Annotated in this window: 14 protein-coding genes and 2 pseudogenes; 8 read left to right on the top strand and 8 right to left on the bottom strand. The window is 72.5% G+C overall.

Annotation, left to right across the window (positions count from 1 at the left end):
* Positions 1-33 precede the first annotated feature (33 nt).
* The 3 genes and pseudogenes from WBK50_RS29900 to WBK50_RS29890 all read left to right on the top strand — a co-directional run bounded on the left by WBK50_RS29900 (position 34) and on the right by WBK50_RS29890 (position 4085).
* A complete protein-coding gene (locus tag WBK50_RS29900) occupies positions 34-384 on the top strand; it encodes a histone-like nucleoid-structuring protein Lsr2 (RefSeq protein ID WP_341338760.1) in 351 nt (116 codons plus the stop codon).
* 156 nt (positions 385-540) lie between these two features.
* Positions 541-1351, top strand: a pseudogene (locus WBK50_RS29895) (siderophore-interacting protein).
* A 183-nt stretch (positions 1352-1534) separates the two neighbouring features.
* A pseudogene (locus WBK50_RS29890) lies at positions 1535-4085 on the top strand (ATP-dependent Clp protease ATP-binding subunit).
* Between the two features lie 189 nt (positions 4086-4274).
* Here the strand turns inward: WBK50_RS29890 and WBK50_RS29885 are convergent.
* The 3 genes from WBK50_RS29885 to WBK50_RS29875 form a co-directional block, all read right to left on the bottom strand.
* Positions 4275-7928 (bottom strand): glycosyltransferase, encoded by a 3654-nt coding sequence (locus WBK50_RS29885; RefSeq protein WP_341338758.1) that lies wholly within the window; start codon positions 7926-7928, stop codon positions 4275-4277.
* Between the two features lie 418 nt (positions 7929-8346).
* A complete protein-coding gene (locus tag WBK50_RS29880) occupies positions 8347-9177 on the bottom strand; it encodes an SIR2 family NAD-dependent protein deacylase (protein WP_445942409.1) in 831 nt (276 codons plus the stop codon).
* Complete coding sequence (locus WBK50_RS29875; RefSeq protein WP_341338756.1) at positions 9174-9482, bottom strand: antibiotic biosynthesis monooxygenase family protein; 309 nt, start codon at positions 9480-9482, stop codon at positions 9174-9176. The genes WBK50_RS29880 and WBK50_RS29875 overlap by 4 nt, the downstream gene beginning before the upstream one ends.
* A 24-nt stretch (positions 9483-9506) precedes the next feature.
* Between WBK50_RS29875 and WBK50_RS29870 the strand changes: the two genes are divergently transcribed.
* Positions 9507-10298, top strand: a complete 792-nt coding sequence (locus WBK50_RS29870) for an alpha/beta fold hydrolase (RefSeq protein ID WP_341338755.1) — start codon at positions 9507-9509, stop codon at positions 10296-10298.
* Between the two features lie 67 nt (positions 10299-10365).
* On the opposite strand, the gene WBK50_RS29865 is transcribed toward WBK50_RS29870, so the two are convergent.
* The gene (locus tag WBK50_RS29865; protein WP_341338754.1) at positions 10366-10860 is read right to left on the bottom strand and encodes a 2'-5' RNA ligase family protein; all 495 of its coding nucleotides are present in this window, start codon (positions 10858-10860) and stop codon (positions 10366-10368) included.
* A 40-nt stretch (positions 10861-10900) separates the two neighbouring features.
* Complete coding sequence (locus tag WBK50_RS29860) at positions 10901-11821, bottom strand: A/G-specific adenine glycosylase (RefSeq protein WP_445942321.1); 921 nt, start codon at positions 11819-11821, stop codon at positions 10901-10903.
* A 104-nt stretch (positions 11822-11925) separates the two neighbouring features.
* Between WBK50_RS29860 and WBK50_RS29855 the strand changes: the two genes are divergently transcribed.
* Entirely contained in the window at positions 11926-12852 is a 927-nt protein-coding gene (locus tag WBK50_RS29855) for a hypothetical protein (protein WP_341338753.1), read from the top strand.
* A 6-nt stretch (positions 12853-12858) separates the two neighbouring features.
* On the opposite strand, the gene radA is transcribed toward WBK50_RS29855, so the two are convergent.
* Positions 12859-14250 (bottom strand): DNA repair protein RadA, encoded by a 1392-nt coding sequence (gene radA / locus WBK50_RS29850; protein ID WP_341339551.1) that lies wholly within the window; start codon positions 14248-14250, stop codon positions 12859-12861.
* Positions 14247-14864 carry a hypothetical protein gene (locus WBK50_RS29845; protein WP_341339602.1) on the bottom strand — a complete coding sequence of 206 codons (618 nt, stop codon included), beginning with the start codon at positions 14862-14864 and terminating at the stop codon, positions 14247-14249. Before WBK50_RS29845 ends, radA begins: the two co-directional genes overlap by 4 nt.
* A 317-nt stretch (positions 14865-15181) precedes the next feature.
* On the opposite strand from WBK50_RS29845, the gene WBK50_RS29840 reads away from it, so the two are divergent.
* Genes WBK50_RS29840 through ispF form a run of 3 tightly spaced genes read left to right on the top strand, consistent with a single transcriptional unit; the run spans position 15182 to position 16913 of the window.
* Positions 15182-15673 carry a CarD family transcriptional regulator gene (locus WBK50_RS29840; RefSeq protein WP_297495455.1) on the top strand — a complete coding sequence of 164 codons (492 nt, stop codon included), beginning with the start codon at positions 15182-15184 and terminating at the stop codon, positions 15671-15673.
* A 50-nt stretch (positions 15674-15723) separates the two neighbouring features.
* Positions 15724-16449 (top strand): 2-C-methyl-D-erythritol 4-phosphate cytidylyltransferase, encoded by a 726-nt coding sequence (gene ispD / locus WBK50_RS29835; RefSeq protein ID WP_341338752.1) that lies wholly within the window; start codon positions 15724-15726, stop codon positions 16447-16449.
* Positions 16446-16913: a 2-C-methyl-D-erythritol 2,4-cyclodiphosphate synthase gene (ispF, locus tag WBK50_RS29830; protein ID WP_341338751.1), complete on the top strand. Its 468-nt coding sequence runs from the start codon at positions 16446-16448 to the stop codon at positions 16911-16913. The genes ispD and ispF overlap by 4 nt, the downstream gene beginning before the upstream one ends.
* A gap of 22 nt (positions 16914-16935) precedes the next feature.
* On the opposite strand, the gene WBK50_RS29825 is transcribed toward ispF, so the two are convergent.
* Positions 16936-17385: a VOC family protein gene (locus tag WBK50_RS29825; RefSeq protein ID WP_341338750.1), complete on the bottom strand. Its 450-nt coding sequence runs from the start codon at positions 17383-17385 to the stop codon at positions 16936-16938.
* Positions 17386-17424: the final 39 nt, after the last annotated feature.

Raw genomic sequence — 17424 nt, 5'->3', positions numbered from 1 at the left:
CTGTTGAACCAAATGATGTGGAGGGCTGCGGCGGTGGCGCAGATCCGTGAGATTAGATTGATCGACGACCTCGACGGGGAGGTTGCAGCCGAGACGGTCGAGTTCGGTATCGACGGCAAGAACTACGAGATCGACCTGTCGTCGACGAACGCCGACAGACTGCGGGACGCGCTGGCGAACTACGTGGGTGCCGCGCGCAAGGCGGCCGTCAGCCGCCGCAGAGCGACGGCGACGGGCAACGGCTCGGCCCCGGCGCGCAGGCCGGCGATCGACCGTGAGCAGAACCAGGCGATCCGGGACTGGGCCCGCAAGCGCGGGATGAAGGTGTCGGACCGGGGCCGGATCCCGGCCGAGGTCCTCGAGGCCTATCACCAGGAGAACTGACCTCCTGTCCCGCGTTCGAGGGGGCCGTCCGGATCACGCCCGGGCGGCCCCCTCGTGTCGCCACGAGGTTAGGGTGGCCTCATCGATCGAGTTCGTCGTCGTGGCGCGCCGTCCGCGTCCGCCCGTTCGCCTCGGAGGTTCGCAGTGGCACGTCGGATGACCACCCTGCAGGTGCGGCGCACCGAACGGCTGACGCCGCACATGATCCGCGTGATCGCGGGCGGCGACGAGCTCGCCGCCTTCCCGGACACCGAGCACACGGACCGCTACGTGAAGATTCTGTTTCCGGCTCCGGGTGTGAGTTACGCGGCACCGTTCGACATCGAGGCCATCCGCAGGGACCACCCGCGCGCCGAGTGGCCGCTCACCCGGACCTACACGGTCCGCGCGCTGGACCACGCCGCCGGCGAGCTCACCATCGACTTCGTGCATCACGGGGACACCGGCGTGGCCGGTCCCTGGGCCGCCGCGGCGAAGCCGGGGGACACCCTGCGGCTGCTCGGCCCGGGTGGTGCCTACGCCCCGGACGCCGCGGCCGGCTGGCACCTCCTGGTCGGTGACGAGGCGGCGCTGCCCGCCATCGCCGCGGCCCTGCAGAAGATCCCGGACGGGGCCACCGCACGGGTGCTCGTGCAGGTCGGGAACGCCGACGACCAGCAGGAGCTTCCCGGCGGGCCCGGACGTCCGGGTCACCTGGCTGCACCGCGACACCACCGCCGCCGGCGGGGCGGGGCAGCTGCTCGCCGCCGTCCGCGCGCTCGAGTTCCCGCCCGGCCGCGTGCACGCGTTCGTGCACGGCGAGGCGGGTGAGGTCCGCGAGGTGCGCCGGCACCTGCTCGGCGAGCGGGGCGTCGACCGGGACGCGCTGTCCGTCTCCGGGTACTGGCGCAGGGGACGGGACGAGGACGGCTTCCGGGCGGACAAGGCCGCCGAGCGGCAGCGCGAACAGACCGCCGCGGCGAGCTGATCAGGCGGGACGTCCGCGTTCCGGGGAATGAGACCGGATGTCACCACGTTGTGTCCGTGTGAACGCCTAGGGTGCGCGTAGAGGCGCCCGACGGGCGGTAGCCGATACAGTGGTAGGTGCTGGTATCGACGTCCGTGGCGCATTGCGCGCCTCATGTGTGGGCGTAGCAGGCAAGGAGTGCACATGTTCGAAAGGTTCACCGACCGAGCAAGGCGTGTTGTCGTCCTGGCCCAAGAAGAGGCCCGGATGCTCAACCACAACTACATCGGCACCGAGCACATCCTCCTTGGCCTGATCCATGAGGGCGAGGGTGTGGCCGCCAAGGCGCTCGAGTCGCTCGGGATCGCTCTGGAGGGCGTGAGGCAGCAGGTCGAGGAGATCATCGGCCAGGGCCAGCAGGCTCCCTCGGGTCACATCCCGTTCACGCCGCGCGCCAAGAAGGTGCTCGAGCTGTCCCTGCGCGAGGCGCTGCAGCTGGGACACAACTACATCGGCACCGAGCACATCCTGCTCGGCCTGATCCGCGAGGGCGAGGGTGTCGCGGCGCAGGTGCTGGTCAAGCTCGGCGCGGATCTCAACCGCGTGCGCCAGCAGGTCCTGCAGCTGCTCTCCGGCTACCAGGGCAAGGAGCCGGCCGAGGCCAGCTCCGGCCGTGGCGAGGGCACCCCGTCCTCCTCGCTCGTTCTCGACCAGTTCGGCCGCAACCTGACCCAGCAGGCCCGCGAGGGCAAGCTGGACCCGGTCATCGGCCGCGAGAAGGAGATCGAGCGCGTGATGCAGGTCCTCTCGCGGAGGACCAAGAACAACCCCGTCCTGATCGGCGAGCCGGGCGTCGGCAAGACCGCCGTCGTCGAGGGGCTGGCCCAGGACATCGTCAAGGGCGAGGTCCCGGAGACGCTGAAGGACAAGCAGCTCTACACCCTCGACCTGGGCTCCCTGGTTGCGGGCTCCCGCTACCGCGGTGACTTCGAAGAGCGCCTGAAGAAGGTGCTCAAGGAGATCCGCACCCGCGGGGACATCATCCTGTTCATCGACGAGATCCACACCCTGGTGGGTGCGGGTGCCGCCGAGGGCGCGATCGACGCCGCGAGCATCCTCAAGCCGATGCTGGCCCGTGGCGAGCTGCAGACCATCGGTGCCACCACGCTCGACGAGTACCGCAAGTACGTCGAGAAGGACCCCGCGCTGGAGCGCCGCTTCCAGCCGATCCAGGTGGGCGAGCCGAGCGTCACGCACACCATCGAGATCCTCAAGGGCCTGCGGGACCGCTACGAGGCGCACCACCGGGTCACCATCACGGACAACGCGCTCGTCGCGGCGTCCACGCTGGCGGACCGCTACATCTCCGACCGGTTCCTCCCGGACAAGGCGATCGACCTGATCGACGAGGCCGGTGCCCGGATGCGGATCCGCCGGATGACCGCGCCGCCGGACCTGCGCGAGTTCGACGAGAAGATCGCGAACGTGCGCCGGGACAAGGAGTCCGCGATCGACGCGCAGGACTTCGAGCGCGCCGCTCACCTGCGGGACTCCGAGAAGCAGCTGCTGGCCCAGAAGGGCGAGCGGGAGAAGCAGTGGAAGTCCGGTGACCTGGACGTCGTGGCCGAGGTCGACGACGAGCAGATCGCCGAGGTCCTGGCGAACTGGACCGGCATCCCCGTCTTCAAGCTGACCGAGGAGGAGACGACTCGGCTGCTCAAGATGGAGGACGAGCTCCACAAGCGGATCATCGGCCAGGAGGAGGCCGTCAAGTCGGTCGCCCAGGCGATCCGCCGGACCCGTGCCGGCCTGAAGGACCCGAAGCGCCCCTCCGGCTCGTTCATCTTCGCCGGCCCGTCCGGTGTCGGTAAGACCGAGCTTCTCGAAGGCGCTGGCGAACTTCCTGTTCGGCGAGGACGACGCGCTCATCCAGATCGACATGGGCGAGTTCCACGACCGCTACACCGCCTCGCGGCTCTTCGGTGCCCCTCCCGGGTACGTGGGCTACGAGGAGGGCGGCCAGCTCACCGAGAAGGTGCGGCGCAAGCCGTTCTCGGTCGTGCTGTTCGACGAGATCGAGAAGGCCCACCAGGAGATCTACAACACGCTCCTGCAGGTCCTCGAGGACGGCCGTCTCACCGACGGCCAGGGTCGCACGGTCGACTTCAAGAACACCGTGCTGATCTTCACCTCGAACCTGGGTACCCAGGACATCTCGAAGGCGGTCGGGCTCGGCTTCGCGCAGAGCAACGACGAGCAGTCGAACTACGAGCGGATGAAGACGAAGGTCAACGACGAGCTGAAGAAGCACTTCAGGCCGGAGTTCCTCAACCGCATCGACGACATCATCGTCTTCCACCAGCTGACCGAGCCGCAGATCATCACGATGGTCGACCTCATGATCGGTCGCGTGGAGAAGCAGCTCGCGAACAAGGACATGGCCATCGAGCTCACGGAGGACGCCAAGCTGCTGCTGGCCCGCCGCGGGTTCGACCCGGTCCTGGGCGCCCGGCCGCTGCGCCGGACGATCCAGCGGGAGATCGAGGACCAGCTGTCGGAGAAGATCCTGTTCGGCGAGATCGAGGCCGGCCAGATCGTCCTCGTCGACGTCGAGGGTCTGGACAAGGACGCCCCCGAGGGCTCCCGGGCCGCGGACGACAAGGCGCGCTTCACCTTCCGTGGTGAGCCCCGCCCGGCCGTCACCGTCCCGGACGCCCCGCCCGCGGAGCTCACCGCCGGCAGCGGCGAGGAGTGATGCGCTAGACCCGCCCCGCGCTTCGGCGCAGGACACCGAACGGCCCGCCCGGACTCACGTCCGGGCGGGCCGTTCGTCTTTCTCCGTTGCCACCGCCCGCGAGCCGCGATCCAGCGCCTGCCGAGTCGGGATCTCCGTCCGCGACGTCCCCCCGAACGGGACGTACGGCGGAGCGGGAGGCCGCGCCGGTCAGGACCGGCGGTGGTGCTCCGGGGGCTCCGGCAGGCTCCGCGTGGGCGGGGGCATCCCTGGTGAGGAGCCGGGATCCTGCTGGGCGTGCGGGGCAGGCCGGGGACCTGGAGCCGGTGGGGACGGCACCACGTGCTGAGGTGGCGGCGGGCCCGCTGTCCCGCGCCTGGGGGGCAGCGGCTGCCGCGGCAGGCTCGGCGCGCTCTGTGGGCCACCGTCCGCTCGTCGGCCGCCGCCCACGGGTGCAGGGGAGGGCGCCGGCGTCCGGCGGCTCTCCGTGGCCCTCGGCACCACCGGGAGCACCGTGGTGTCCGCGACCGCCGCGATCCGGGCCGACGTCGCCGCGGCGAGCGTCCGCGGGCGGAACGAGGCGCCGTCGAGGGTGGTCGTGTCGGCCTTCGGCTTCCGCACCGCTCGCCGCCCACCGGGGATGATCTGGAGCGGACGGTGCGCGGCGAGGTCCTCCACCCAGCCGAAGAGCGGGATCGCGAGCGCGACGAGGACGAAGCTCGTCCCCACCAACGGCCATCCTTCGGACGGCAGGCCGTACCGGTCGTTGAGCCAGGCCGCGCCGTCGATGGCGATGTTGTTGGTGAGGTAGATCGTGATGGCGCGGCTGTTCACCACGGTGATCAGCCGGCCGAGGCCCGGGACCCGGTCCACCCAGCCCATGCGCGGGTTGACGCGCAGGAACAGCAGCACGGCTCCGGCGGACACCAGGGCCTGGGCCAGCGGGATGTCGTTGAGGTCGAGCCCCGAGTCCGGCGACGGGTGGCCCTGGGCCCAGAAGACCCCGGCCGCGACGGCCACGGCGGCGAGCCCCAGCAGGACGACCCGCGGCAGCTGCTTGAGCTTGCCCTCGCGGTGGGCGAAGCCCAGCATCCAGCAGGCGCCGAACGTGAGGAAGTCCAGCAGCCCGGAACCGATGCCCGAGGCGCCCGCGAGGGGGGAGCCGAGCAGCGCGTCGACGGCCACCAGGAGGAGCGGGGTCAGGATCGACGCCACCGGCCAGCGGCGGAACGCCGCGAGCATCGCCGGGGTGAGCAGCACGAACCACAGGTATGCGCGGATGTACCAGAGGACCTCGACCGCGTCGAAGGCCCAGTCACTACCGGGCGGGTCGAGGATCGGGAACACCCAGAACACCAGGTCCCGCCAGGGCACCCCGGCGTTGTCGTTCTCCGCGGCCCAGCCCTGCCAGACCATGATCGGTACGAGGATCAGCCCGAGCAGCCACAGCGGCGGCAGCAGCCGGCGGATCCGGTGCCCGATGACGTCGATCGACGGCATCTTGCGGAACGACTGCACCATCAGCGACCCACCGAGAGCGAACATGACGCCCATCGACGGGAACACGATGGAGAGCCAGCCGAGGCTGAGCGCGTGGTAGACGACCACGCGGATGAGGGCTGCGGCCCGCAGCGAGTCCAGCCAGCGTTCCCGGCCGCCGGACGGCCGCGGGGCCGGCGGCTCCGGGCTCCGCGGCGCGGGAAGCACCGATTCCGGCTTCCGCGGCACCGGCGGCGGTACCGGCGCCCGCCGGGGTGACATCAGGGCGTCGACGGCACCGGTGCGCTGCAGCTTCTGCCATCGCACCCGGACACCGCTGACGGCGCTGATCGTGGACTGGACGAGCACGACGTACATCAGTTGGCGGTAGACGACCTGTTGCACGGGCAGGACCCACAGCGCGTTCTTGGGCTCGCCGTCGACGTGGAACGCGTACAACCCGCTGGCCAGCTGCAGGCCCATCATCAGCGTCCAGAGCAGCAGCGTCGTCGCGGGATCCTCGAAGATCAGCCCGTAGAGCAGGAAGATGTCCACGAGCGGCGCCGTCAGGGGCAGCAGGATCTGGAACAACAGGACGTGCGCCAGACCGACCAGGCCGAACGAGCCGGGCTCACGGATGGACCGGCGGTGCTTCCAGAGCGCCTGCATGGTGCCGTAGCTCCAGCGGTAGCGCTGGCGCCAGAGCTGCCCGGCCGTCGCCGGGGCCTCGGTCCAGGCCAGGGCCCGGTCCTCGAACACGACTCGCCAGCCCGCACGGCCGAGGGCGATCGTCAGATCGGTGTCCTCGGCGAGCGTGTCGTCGGACAGGCCGCCGACCTCGCGGAGCGCCGACTTGCGGAAGGCTCCCGCCGCGCCCGGGATGGTGGTGATCGAGTGGGTGGTGTCCTGCACCCGGCGGTCGATGCCGAACCCGACGACGTACTCGATGTGCTGCAGGCGCCCGATCAGGGTGTCGGTGTTGGCGACCTTGACGTTCCCCGCCACCGCGCCGACCTTCGGGTCCCCGAACGGCTGCGCGAGATGGCGGACGGTGTCCGGCTCGAAGATGGTGTCGCCGTCGATCATGATGACGATGTCGTAGCGGGCGTTGGCGGTGCCGGTGTTCAGGGCGGCGGACTTGCCCGCGTTGAGCTGGCGGACGACGCGCACGCGGGCGAGCCCGAGCGCCTCCACCAGGTCGGCGGTCCCGTCCGTCGAGCCGTCGTCGACCACCACCACCTCGAGCGGATGGTCGTTCGCGAGGATGGACCGGACGGTCGACTCGATGTTCTTCGACTCGTTGTACGCCGGGACGACCACCGTGACCGGTTCGGTCACCGGCGGCCCCCACGCCCAGTTCGGGTCACGCCGACGGCGGGTGTGCCGCCGGGCGGCCAGGATCATCAGCACCAGTCGGATCACGACGAGGGTCGCGACGGCGACGAGGATCCACCGGGCGGCGTCGGTGATCCACAATGCGGTTCCGATGGTGCCCAGCAGGAGACCGCCGAGGATGTCGTCCCGCTGTGACGCCTGCGGCTGCGGCGGGAGGTGGATGGCGCCCGTGGTCGTGGTGAAGGTGTAGCCCCGGGACTGCAGCTGCGGGATGAGCTGGTCGAGCGCGGCCACCGTCTGCGAGCGGTCCCCGCCGGCGTCGTGCATCAGCACGGTGCCGCCCGTCCCGTCCTGCGGGGTCGCGTTGTGGATGATCGCCTGCACCCCGGGCCGCTGCCAGTCCTCGCTGTCCACGTTGGTGAAGATGGTGAGGTAGCCCATCGCGCCGACCTGGCGGACCGTCTCGTAGCTGCGGTCGTCGAGCGCGTCGACGCTCGACGAGTACGGCGGCCGCATCAGGTACGTGCTCGTTCCCGTGGCCCCGGTGATGGCGAGCTGGGTCTCGCTCATCTCGCGCTCGAGGCGCCACTGCGGCACGTCCACGAGGTCCGGGTGGGAGAACGTGTGCACGCCGAGCTCGGAGCCCTGGTCGTGGATGGCCCGGATCAGGTCCGGGTAGCGGCTCGCCATCGACCCGACGACGAAGAACGTGCCGGGCACGTTGTGCTTGCGCAGCACAGCCAGGATCTGCGGGGTCCAGGTCGGGTCCGGCCCGTCGTCGAACGTCAGGACGATCGTCTTGGCCGGTACGCCGGTCGACGTCGCCGGGCTCTGCCGCCCGTCGACGATGGCGCCCCCCTCGAGCACGGACGCGGGGACCGCCTCGGAATCGCCCTGCTCGTGGGCGCCCTTGGCGTCGTTGCCGATCTCGGCCGAGCTGAAGCCGCTCACGAGCAGGACGGTCACGAAGACCACGAAGAGGGAGCCGACGAGCAGCCAGGACGGCGCGGGCCGGCCCGCACGCGGGGAGGAACCAGAACGACGAACCACGAGAGGACCGCATTTCCGACAGGGGGAGCGACGGCCCTCACGGGAGCGGGGTGCCGCCTGTCAGCCGGATCATCGAGGACCTCGGAGGCCGTGTTACGCAGCGTTTCCACGCCCCTGCGCCGATGCTCGGATGTCCTAGTTGAGACGGAATCTCCCGATTTCGCCTCACCTTCTGTCCGGTTTCGGTCACCGATTGCGCGAGTTGGGTACCCCGTATGGCGCAATTTCCGAACGTATCGACGCCTCCGCGCCAACGGCATTGTGACGAATGCCATCCGGCGGGCGGGTCCGCCCGGTTCCGGGGAGCAGTTCGGCACCCCCACCGGCCGATCGGGGTGGTGAAGGGCCGGCAGCGGGTCGGCCGAGGCGCCCGAAGGTGTCCGGTTCACGCGGCTGGGCCCGGGAGGCTGTCGGCGCGCTACCGCTCGATGGCGCGGGCCAGGGCGGCGAGGGTCTCCGCTGCTCCCGCCGGGATGCCGACGCCTCGGCCGTGCCGGACCTCCGGCTCCCGCACGTTGATCCGCACGAGGGCGCCGCTCGCCGCGGAGGCCAGCTCGGCCTGGCGACGGACGGTCGGCACGCCCGTCCCGGCCCCGATCTCGACGACGGCGAGCCGCGCCCCGTCGTTCCGCAGGGACCGGAGCCAGGCGGCCAGGGCGTCGAGGTGGGGTTCGGCGTACGACGGGTCCCAGGACCGGTCCCCGAACATCAGGATGTTCGGCCGGGCCAGGGCACCACAGGACGGGCAGGACGGCAGCGGCTCCCGCGCGCGCATCGTGTCCGGGTCGACGGACACGGACACCCCGTCGGCGGGCCAGACGGGCTGCCCGCACGCGACGAGGCACTGCAGGTGATGGATCGAGCCGTGCACCTCCGCGACGTGCTCCGGGGCGAAGCCGGCCTTCTGGAACTGCCCGTCCACGTTCGAGGTGAACACCCTCGCCGGTGTCGAGGCGGCCCAGCGCAGCAGGACCCCGAAGCCCGCGTGCGGGGTGATCTCGCGGTACAGCCCGAGCCGGTGCCCGTAGAACCCCCACGCCAGCGTCGGGTCGTCCGCGAAGTGCACCGGGTCCGCGAGCTCCTCGAAGCGCAGCCCGAGTGCGCGGTACGGCGGGTAGGCGCGCCAGAAGCCCTCGGGGCCGCGGAAGTCCGGGAGCCCGGAGTCGACCCCCATGCCCGCGCCGGCGCAGAACAGCAGGGCGTCGGCACCGTGCAGAAGTGCCGCGGCCCCCTCCAGCGCCTCGCTCAGAGCTCGACGACCTCGAACTCCAGCAGCGAGGCGCCGCTCGCGACCGGGCGGGCGCCCGCGTTCGGGTCGTGCTGGCCGGAGTGCGCTTCGACGGCCGGGCCGTTGCGCCAGGCCTCGAACGCCTCGTCGGACTCCCAGGTCGTGACCACGAAGTAGCGGGCGTCACCGGAGACGGGCCGGAGCAGCTGGAAGCCGAGGAAGCCGGGCTGCCCGTCCACGGCGTGCTTGCGGTTGGCGAACCGCTTCTCCAGCTCGGGACCGGCGCCCTCGGGCACCTCGATTGCGTTGATCTTCACGACGGCCATGCTCTCCACGTTAGTCTCCGGCGGGTGCGCAGATCGGTCCGGACCTCGGACGGGACGTACCTCGCCGTCGTCGAGTTCGGAGGTACCGGCCGGCCGATCCTGTTGCTGCACGGGCTCATGGGCCGGGCGACGACGTGGTGGCCCGTCGCGCGCCGGCTCGCCGCCCACGGCCGGGTCCTCGGCCTGGACGCCCGGGGGCACGGCCGCTCGCAGGCCGCGGGCCCCTGGACCACGGATCGGATGGCCCGGGACGCCGCGGACGTGCTCGAGCAGGCCGGCGCCGGGCCCGCGGTCGTGGTGGGGCACTCGATGGGCGGGTTGCACGCGACGGCGCTCGCCGCGCACCGGCCGGACCTCGTGTCCGGGCTGGTCGTCGAGGACATGGGCGTGGACTTCACCGGCCTGCCCGGCACCCCGCTCGACGACGCCCGCGCGTGGTTCGCCGCGGTGCCGCAGCCCTTCGCGTCGCTGGCGCAGGTGCGGGAGTGCTTCGGCCATCCCCGGCCGGAGCTCGGGCTCTACATGGCCGAGTGCGTCGAGGAGCGGTCCGACGGCTTCCACCTGCTGACCCGGATCGACCACGCCGTGTCGATCGCCGGCGAGTGGGTCCGGGAGAACCGCTGGGCGGACGTCGACGCGGTGCGCTGTCCCGCCCTGCTGATCGAGGCGGAGGAGTCCGTGGCCCCGGCGGGACAGATGGCCGCGATGGCGGCCCGGATGCCGCGCGCCGAGCACGTCCGACTGCCGGGGACCGGTCACCTCGTGCACGGCGCCGATCCGCAGCGGTACCTGCGCCTGGTCGAACGTTTTCTCTAGGAGGGTGCTGAACGGCGCGGCCCTCGTGCGGGCGCAGCCGTTCGGTGGCCTCCTGGTGCGGTGACCACTAGGCGAACAGGGGTTCGCTGGACCCGTCCCGGGTGTCCGCGATCTCGACGCCCATGATCGCGGCCCGGATCGGGCGCACGGGGTGGAGCAGGGCGAACGCCTCTGCCGGCTTCTCGTGCGCCAGGGTGCAGTGCGGCAGCCAGGCCCCCGGCAGGTAGGACGCGAAGGGCGAGCGCACCCGTCCGGCCAGGGCGTCGTGGACGGCGGTGTGCACCGCCAGCAGCTCCGTGTCGACGACGGCGGCGAGCACCAGCTCGTCGTCGTGGCCGGCGACGGAACCGAGCGTCGCGAGCCAGAGCGAGGGCAGGGAGAGGATCCGCAGCTCCTCGGTCAGCGACACCCGGGCGGCCGCCGGGATGATCGCCGCGGCGGCGAAGGTGACCGTGGGGGTGTCCGACGGGACGATCATCCCCGCCTCGCGCAACTCCTCACGCAGCGCAGTGACGGCGTCCTCGGCCGCGAGGTCGAGGCGGAACCGGACGATCTGCGCCAACGTCTACCCCTTGCCGCGCGTGAAGGCCTGGGATGCATTCTCACCCATGCGGTGCACTGCCGCCCAATGCGAACCGCCCGTCCGTGGTCTGCTCGGCCAACCCGTCCGTCAACAGGGAGTCCAGACAGCGGTCCCGCTGCGCCCCGTCGGCCCACACGGCGTCCAGCTCGGACTTGGGGACCGGCGTGTTCGCGGCGCGCAGGACGTCCAGCAGCCTGCCCCGCACCTGCCGGTCCGTGCCGGCGTAACCCTGAGTCGGACGGCGGGGGCCCGTGTACTCGGGGCGGCCGGCGGCGATCCATGCGCACTGTGCCTGAACGGGGCAGGCGGCGCAGCGGGGCGCTCGGGCGGTGCAGACGACGGCGCCCAGCTCCATCAGGGCCGCGGACGCGAGGGCGGCCGGGGCGTCGTCCGGGGGAAGCAGGGCCTCGACGTCCGCCAGGTCCGCCTTGACCCGAGCGGGTCCGGCGTCCCCGGCCCCGTGCACGGCGCGGGCGACGACGCGGCGGACGTTCGTGTCGACGACCGGGCAGCGCTTCCCGTAGCCGAAGGCGGCGACGGCCCGCGCCGTGTAGGAGCCGACGCCCGGCAAGGACTCGAGCACGTCGACGTCCGACGGGACCACGTCGCCGTGCTCGCTCGCGATCACCTCGGCCGCCGCGTGCAGGCGCATCGCCCGCCGTGGGTAGCCGAGCTTGCCCCACGCGCGGACGACCTCGGCCCGCGAGGCCGCGGCCAGCGCCGAGGGCGTGGGCCACTCGCTCATCCAGACGTGCCAGACCGGTTCGACGCGCGCGACGGGCGTCTGCTGCAACATGAACTCGCTGACCAGCACGCCCCAGGGCGTCGTCTCCGGGCGCCGCCAGGGCAGGTCCCGGGCGTTCTCGCGGAACCAGCCGGAGACGTGGTCGGCGAGCTCGGGACGGAGCAGAGCGCTGGGCACGGTGCCCGATCGTGCCATTGCCGTGCGGGTGGGCCGATCCGTCCCCCACACGCGTGGAACCGGGGCGGCGCGCCGCGCCGAGTCCGCGTACTCGTAGTAATAGCTGATCTACGTTGCGTGACATGTGGGAGCCGGTAGGTCCGCTGCCCGCGCCCGTGTACTGGCGGCGGCGCGGGTACGCGCTCGCGTCCGTCATCCTCTTCTTCATCGCGAGCGGCTGGTCGCTGGCGGCGGTCGTCGCGGCCGACCGGGACCCGGGGGCCTCGGACGAGGCGACGACCAGGGAGGTCAACAGCGCAGCCCTGACGCAGTCCGCGAGCGCGCTCCCCGGCCCGGCCGCGGGTTCTGCCTTCGCGGCTCCGAGCAACCAGGTCCCGAGCAACCCGGTCCCGAGCGACCCCGTCGCGAGCGGTGCCGTCCCGACCGGTGCCGCCCCGAGCGAGGTGACCCCGAGCGGGACCGGCCCGCGCGGTCCGGGCGCCGCCCCGACGAGCGCCGGGCCCGACGGCGCCGGGCCCGCGAGCGCGACCGCCGGGGTCGAGGGTGGAGCGGACCCCTCGGGGCCGACCACCACCGACGAGACCGTCCGCCCCGACGACACCCCGCGGCCCCCGGTCGCGGTGCCGCCCGCGTCCCCGGCGCCCAGCACCGGCCCGCCGCCCTGCACGAACGACATGATCTCGGTGACCGCGGAGATCGACCGCCCCGAGCACCGGTCCGGCGACCATCCGGTCTTCCGGCTCGTCGTCACGAACGTGAGCGGGCAGGCGTGCGTCCGCGACCTCGACGGCGCCCTGCAGGAGATCGTCGTGTGGAGCGGCGACCAGCAGCAGCGGCTCTGGTCCAGCAACGACTGCGTCAACCCGTCGACCGACGACCTGCGGACGCTGGTGCCGGGGCAGCCGGTCGCGTTCGCCGTCACCTGGTCCGGCATGACGTCGACACCGGGTTGCGAGGCCGCCCGCACCCGGGTGCCGGCGGGGGACTACCGGCTGCTGACGCGGGTGGCGGACCGGATCAGCCCGCCCACGGCGTTCCGCCTGACGTGAGCGCCGTCAGCGGGGTTTCACGTCCCGGAGCACCTGGCCCAGGTCGTGCACCACGGTGATCTGCATGCCCAGGCCCTTGCCGACGTCGCTGTCCGTCGGGATGAGCGCCCGGGTGAAGCCGAGCCGGGCGGCCTCGGCCAGCCGCCGCTGCACGCCGTTGACCCGCCGGACCTCACCGGCGAGGCCGAGCTCGCCGACCACCACCATGTCCGGCGGCAGGGCGACGTCCCACCTCGCGGAGGCGACGGCCAGGGCGATCGCGAGGTCCGCGGCGGGCTCGGCGATCTTCATGCCGCCGACCGTCGCGGTGTAGACCTCGGAGTCCGCCAGCTTGACCTTCGCCCGGCGCTCCAGCACGGCCAGGAGCATCGCGACGCGCGCGCTGTCCAGGCCGCTGACGGCCCGCCGGGGGCTGGGGATGTTCGCCCCCGCCACCAGCGCCTGCACCTCGGCGAGCAGCGGGCGCCGGCCGTCCATCACGACGGTGACGGCCGTCCCCGCGACCGAGGACTCGCGGGTGCTGCCGAACCGGGCGAGGAACAGGCCGGACGGGTCCGCGAGGCCGACGATCCCCTCGTCCCGCAGCTCGAAGCAGCCCACCTCGTCCGCGGGCCCGAAGCGGTTCTTGACGCCGCGGACCATGCGCAGCGTCGAGTGCTTGTCGCCCTCGAACGCCAGCACGACGTCCACGAGGTGCTCGAGCACGCGGGGCCCGGCGATGCTGCCGTCCTTCGTCACGTGTCCGACGAGCAGCACCGGCAGCCCGCGTTCCTTGGCCAGTGACGTGAGCGCGACGGTCACGGCTCGGGTCTGCGTGACCCCACCCGGGATGCCGTCGACCTCGCCGGTGGTCATGGTCTGGATCGAGTCCACGATCAGCAGGCTGGGCGCGAGCGCGTCGATGTGCCCGACGATCGCGCCGAGGTCCGACTCCGCGGCGAGGTACAGGTCGTCGTGCAGGCCGTTCGTGCGCTCGGCGCGCAGCCGGACCTGCCCGGCGGACTCCTCGCCGGTCACGTAGAGGACGCGCCCGGACGCCGCGGCGCGGGCCGCGACCTCGAGCAGCAGCGTGGACTTGCCGACGCCCGGCTCGCCCGCGAGCAGCACCACCGCGCCCGGGACGAGCCCGCCGCCGAGCACCCGGTCCAGCTCGTCGACGCCCGTCGGCCGGGCTCGCGCGGAGTCCAGCGCGACGTCGGAGATGCGCTGCGCGGGGGTGCTGGGCGCGCCCGCCGCGACCTTGCGCAGGGGGTTCGCGGCGCTCGCCCGTGGGGGCGCCGCCGTCTCCTCGAGCGAGCCCCAGGCCTGGCACTGCGGACACCGGCCGACCCACTGGGCGGCCTGGTGCCCGCACTCGGCGCACCGGTAGCTGGTGCGCGAGCGGGTACGCCCGGTCAGTGCGCGCCCCCGCCGGCCGCCTCGGCGGGCTGGTCGTGACGGGGCTCCTCGGGCGGTGCCACCGGCAGCTGCACGGTGACGGACCCGGCCTGCTGGAAGTTCAGCACGAGTGGGTAGGACAGGCCGGACCGGATGTCCTCGCGCAGGCCCGTGATCTCCATCGTGATGGGATTGGCGCCCGGCGGCGTCGGGATGTTCTTGTTCGTGCCCGCGACGAGTGCGCGCCCGGCCGGCAGCGAGCCGTCGCCATCGATCTTGACCGTGCCGAGCGGGCTCGTTCCCGAGACGAGCCGGTCGGCGGCCGTCCCCTGGTTGACGATGATCATCTCGACCGGGGCGGTGCCCCCGACCGGGTAGACGTTCGCCGACGCCGGGATCGTGTCGGGAAAGGCGATCTCGGCGTTGCGGATGGCGATGTTGCCGACCTGGGTGTTGGCCCCGGCGACGGCGGAGGTCTGCTCGGACGTCTGTGCCTGCTGACCCGCACCGCAGCCGGCCAGCAGCACGGCACCGAGCGCGACGCCGCCCGCGAGTGCGATCGCGGTAGGGCGGCGGGACGCGCGGGAACGCGAGGTGGGGGCCGGGGTGGCCGGGGTGTCGCTGGGGCGGCTCACGGTTCGGGCGTCCTTCCTGCCGGCCGGGCCCGGGGCTTCGCGGGTCCGGGCGGTTCCGGTGGTGGCCGGTCGTCTTCGGGTGCGGGTCCGGGACGCGTCCGCACCGGTGTGACCGTGTGGCAGCATCCCGCGCGAGCAGCCTAGTCGCGGGGTCCGAGCGGCGGGCAACGCGGCTCGGGCTGGGCCCCCTCGATGCGGCCGCCTGCACGTTTTGACCCTGTTGTCAACCCCGTGACCTGCGACGACGTTGCGCACCGACGTACAGGACGGCTGTCGGCCGTGTTAACCTGGGTGCAGCGAAAGGGGCCAGAGGACACATGGTTTTCAAGGTCGGAGAGACCGTCGTCTACCCGCACCACGGTGCCGCTCTCATCGAGGCGATCGAGACTAGGACGATCAAGGGCGAGGAGCGCAAGTACCTCGTCCTGAAGGTCGCCCAGGGTGACCTGACGGTTCGCGTGCCCGCGGAGAACGCCGAGGTCGTGGGCGTTCGTGATGTCGTCGGCCAGGAAGGTCTGGACAAGGTGTTCGAGGTGCTCCGCGCACCGCACACCGAGGAGCCGACCAACTGGTCCCGCCGGTACAAGGCGAACCTGGAGAAGCTCGCGTCGGGTGACGTGAACAAGGTCGCCGAGGTCGTCCGCGACCTGTGGCGCCGGGAGAAGGACCGCGGCCTGTCCGCGGGCGAGAAGCGCATGCTGGCCAAGGCCCGCCAGATCCTCGTCAGCGAGCTCGCGCTCGCCGAGGGCACTGACGAGGACCGCGCCGAGGTGCTGCTCGACGAGGTGCTGGCCACCACCAACGCCTGATCGGCGAAGGGTACGGCGGCGAGTACGACGGGATCAGGGATGGTCCTGTCGTGACCGTGGCGGCGATCGTGCCGGCCGCGGGTTCGGGCGTGCGTCTGGGCGCGGGTGTGCCCAAGGCGTTCGTCGAGCTGGCGGGCGTGCCGATCGTCGTCCGCGCCGTCGAGGGACTGCTGGCCTCCGGTGTCGTCGACCAGGTGGTCGTCGCCGTTCCGGAGTCGTTGCGCGACGAGGCCTGCGCGCTGTTCGCCGGTCGTCCCGTCACCGTGATCGTGGGCGGGCAGGACCGGACGACGTCGGTGCGCAAGGCGCTCGACGTGCTGTGCGGCGCTCTGCCGCATCATGCCCACGTCGGTGAACGACCGGACGGGCCTCCAGGTGACGGCCCCCACGTCGTCCTCGTGCACGACGCCGCGCGGCCGCTCACGCCCGCCGCACTCGTCGCGTCCGTCGTGGCCGCCGTCGAGGCGGGGAACGGGGCCGTCGTCCCGGCGCTCCCGCTGGCGGACACCGTCAAACAGGTGGACCCCGCGGGCGTCGTGTATTCCACTGTGGATCGCTCTGTGCTGCGGGCGGTCCAGACCCCGCAGGGCTTCCGCCGGGACGTCCTGGAGCGGGCCTACGCAGCCGCCGGCGAGTCCGCGACGGACGACGCCGGGCTCGTCGAGGCCCTGGGCGAGGTGGTCGTCACCGTCCCGGGGGACGCGCGGGCCTTCAAGGTGACGACGGCGTGGGACCTGCGGATCGCGGAGCTGCTGGTCCGGGAGGAGGGCTCGTGAGGGTCGGGATCGGCAGCGACGTTCATCCGGTCGAGGCCGGACGCCCGTGCTGGGTCGCCGGGCTGGAGTGGGAGGGCGTCGACGGCTGCGCCGGGCACTCCGACGGCGACGTCGCGGCCCATGCCCTCTGCGACGCCCTGCTCTCCGCCGCCGGCCTCGGTGATCTCGGCGCGGTGTTCGGCACCGGTCGCCCGGAGTGGTCCGGCGCGAGCGGCGTGACGCTCCTCGGTGAGGTGCGCCGGCTCGTCACGGAGGCGGGCTGGACCGTCGGGAACGCCGCCGTGCAGGTCATCGGCAACGCTCCCAAGATCGGCAAGCGCCGGGACGAGGCGCAGCGGGTGCTCTCCGCGGCGGTCGGCGGGCCCGTCGCGGTCTCCGGCACCACGACCGACGGCCTGGGCCTCACCGGCCGGGGCGAGGGGATCGCGGCGATCGCCACGGCCCTGCTGATGCCCGCGGTCTGAGGAACCGCCACCGCCCGGGCGCTCAGGTCCCCTCGGCGAACATCGCGTCCGTCCGCGCCTGCACCTCGTCCGGCGTCAGGTCCTCGAGCTGCTGGGACACCATCCACTGGTGCCCGAACGGGTCCGTGAGCCGGCCGCTGCGTTCGCCGTAGGGCTGGACCGCGACCGGGAACCGGACGGTCGCGCCCGCGGCCTCGAGCCGGCCGGCGACCGCGTGGGCGTCGGTCACGTCGAGCGCGAGGATCGCGGAGTGGCCGCCCTCGCCGGGAGCGGGGTCGTACTCGTCGGCGTCCTTGACCGCCCACCGGACGGGCCCGGCCCGGAGCATGGCGTGCACCACCGTCCCGTCGGGTGCGGTGTACCGCTCGACGAGCTCGGCGCCGAAGGCCTGGACGTAGAACGCGATCGCGGCGTCCGCGCCCCGGACGGCGAGGCGCGGGTACAGGGACATGATGGGGGACCTGTCGCTCATGCCGTCCAGCCTGCCGGGACGGCCGCCCGGCGTCTTGGA

The organism is Pseudonocardia sp. T1-2H (assembly GCF_038039215.1).
In the GTDB taxonomy this organism is placed as follows: Bacteria; Actinomycetota; Actinomycetes; order Mycobacteriales; family Pseudonocardiaceae; genus Pseudonocardia.
This window is presented reverse-complemented; position numbering and strand designations above follow the sequence as displayed.

Coding starts and splice junctions, on each gene's coding strand:
- WBK50_RS29875 (WP_341338756.1), bottom strand. CDS start 9,482: ATGGCCGTCGTGAAGATCAACGCAATCGAGGTGCCCGAGGGCGCCGGT.
- WBK50_RS29860 (WP_445942321.1), bottom strand. CDS start 11,821: ATGGCACGATCGGGCACCGTGCCCAGCGCTCTGCTCCGTCCCGAGCTC.
- WBK50_RS29855 (WP_341338753.1), top strand. CDS start 11,926: ATGTGGGAGCCGGTAGGTCCGCTGCCCGCGCCCGTGTACTGGCGGCGG.
- WBK50_RS29840 (WP_297495455.1), top strand. CDS start 15,182: ATGGTTTTCAAGGTCGGAGAGACCGTCGTCTACCCGCACCACGGTGCC.
- WBK50_RS29825 (WP_341338750.1), bottom strand. CDS start 17,385: ATGAGCGACAGGTCCCCCATCATGTCCCTGTACCCGCGCCTCGCCGTC.